The sequence below is a fragment of the Aliivibrio sp. SR45-2 genome, from assembly GCF_963890165.1.
GTDB lineage: Bacteria > Pseudomonadota > Gammaproteobacteria > Enterobacterales > Vibrionaceae > Aliivibrio > Aliivibrio salmonicida.
In genome coordinates this window covers 1-1,981 of record NZ_CAWPRC010000045.1, presented here as the reverse complement: position 1 = coordinate 1,981, position 1,981 = coordinate 1, and the positions used below count along the sequence as shown (strand labels likewise).

General features: G+C 37.2%; 3 protein-coding genes. All 3 read left to right on the top strand.

Annotation, left to right across the window (positions count from 1 at the left end; translation table 11 throughout):
• Positions 1-194, top strand: a 194-nt coding sequence (locus AACV33_RS02450; protein WP_220488758.1) for a hypothetical protein, incomplete at its 5' end; no start/stop codon positions are given.
• 389 nt (positions 195-583) lie between these two features.
• A complete protein-coding gene (locus tag AACV33_RS02445) occupies positions 584-1,708 on the top strand; it encodes a competence protein CoiA family protein (RefSeq protein ID WP_182700710.1) in 1,125 nt (374 codons plus the stop codon).
• Positions 1,689-1,981, top strand: a 293-nt coding sequence (locus AACV33_RS02440) for a transposase (RefSeq protein WP_220488756.1), incomplete at its 3' end; no start/stop codon positions are given. The genes AACV33_RS02445 and AACV33_RS02440, both read left to right, overlap by 20 nt.

Here is a 1,981-nt window from a genome sequence, read left to right as displayed (position 1 = left end):
CCGAAATTTTTTGCACGGTTCATCAAAAGGATCGCGGCTTTCGTAGTTTCGGCTTAGTAAGCGTGAATTTCTTCTTTGTTGCCTTTTGGTTTCCATCTCATCAGGTTCGGCAAATTAGCCCTTATTTCCCCAAGTTCAGGCGTTTCAGAAGCTATTTCACGCTTCAATTGTTCTTTGGTTATGCCTCATTTTAGTCTGCATCCATGTTTTCCTCGCAGCATTTCCAATCCCAATTGTGGCTAATATATTTGGTTTTTCAGTTCCAAACTTGTTGAAACCAAACCGTTCAAATGGCGTAAGAAATGTATCTGTTTCTATTCACTTTATCTCGCAATTTAAGAACATTTTGTTCGCTTAATTGTTATCGGTAAATTAGAATCAGGGCTTAGAAAATCTTGGCAAAGCAGTTCTTTTCCAAGTTGACCAAGCCGCAAGTAAGCACGCACAACAATCGCATCAACACGATTTATTACATTCGGCGTTCTGGGTTTGTCTTGGGTTTCGTGATTAAGGCGGTAAAATTCAGGTTGGTTTGCATGGTAATAAACGTGTTATGCCAGCGTTATGTTCTCGGAGGGATTCTGTGAGTGATTTACAATTAGTTCCTTTTGGTCTCAGAGAAGAAGACCAAGAAATTGTTGATGTAAGCGAAGTTATTAAAGGAAATAAATGCGGTTGTATTTGTCCTTCATGTGAAACCCCTTTAACTGCTAGGCAAGGGGATGTCAATCAATGGCATTTTGCTCATGTTACGCGTAAATCAGCAATGAAAACAAAAGATGAATGTGATTTCTCTTTTTTTGTTTCTGTTCGTTTAATGGCTCGCCAAGTAATTATTAAAGGCATAAATCTTGATTTGCCCGCGAATATTGATTATGTAGGAGAAGAATCACCATCGGGTGAATACTTCTCAGAAGTATTCGAAATATCATCGGAGCAAACGGTTCAACTGTCAGCCCCTGAGTTAGATAAGAAATTTAATCATGTATGCGTTGATATTCTTGCAAACATCAAAGGTTTCCCATTTGTTATTTACTTTTCCCATCCTAACCGAGAGGCTCCTGAAGAGTTATGTCACCAGAAAGAAAAGTGTGGAGTTGTTGAAATAAAGCTAGACGAATTACTATCATTATTTCAAGCCCCTGAATCTAAAAATCAATCACATAAGAAAATTCTTAGCGATTTTTTACAATATAATTTAGAATCTAAATTGTGGTTATTTCACCCAAGAGCAGAAAGTAAGCGCTACAATGCTCAATTGTTACTTCGAAAAACGATTGATATTTATGAACAAAATCTTGCTATAGAGTTAGACTCTAAGAAATCCATTTCATGGAATAACCACTCTCCAAAAGTTAATATTGAGATACCTAAACGTATTGCAAGATATGAGTGTGTAATTTGCAATGCTTTATGGGAAGGGAAGGATCCAGATGGTAATAAATGTCCTAATTGTAAAACCCATTTATATTCTCGTTTGTTACATTACGTAAGAACGAACATAACAATCGCATCAACACGATTTGCTACATTCGGCATTCTAGGTTTCTTTGGTTTTATCGTATTAAGTGGTAAATTTAAGGTTAATCTGCATGGTAGCAAACGTGTTATGCAGGAGTTATATCGTGGTGTGCCCCACAGAATTAGAACACATTCTATACTTAGGTTATACCTATCTGGAGGCTACCATGAGCAAGCATTATACTAAATCTTACCCTGAAGAGTATCGTAAAGAAGCTGTCCGACTCGCAGATCAAAAAGATAGAACGACGGCTTCCGTCGCGAAGGAATTAGGGTTACACCCTAATCAAATTTATAACTGGCGCAGACAGTTTAACCTTCTGACAAATAAACAGTTTACGGTTCATGATGGTATCGATTATTCAATAAAAGAAAACTCAGAAATGCGTAAGATGAGAAAAGAGCTAAACGACCTAAAAAAAGAGAATGAGTTCTTAAAAAAGGCAGCGGCGTACTTTGC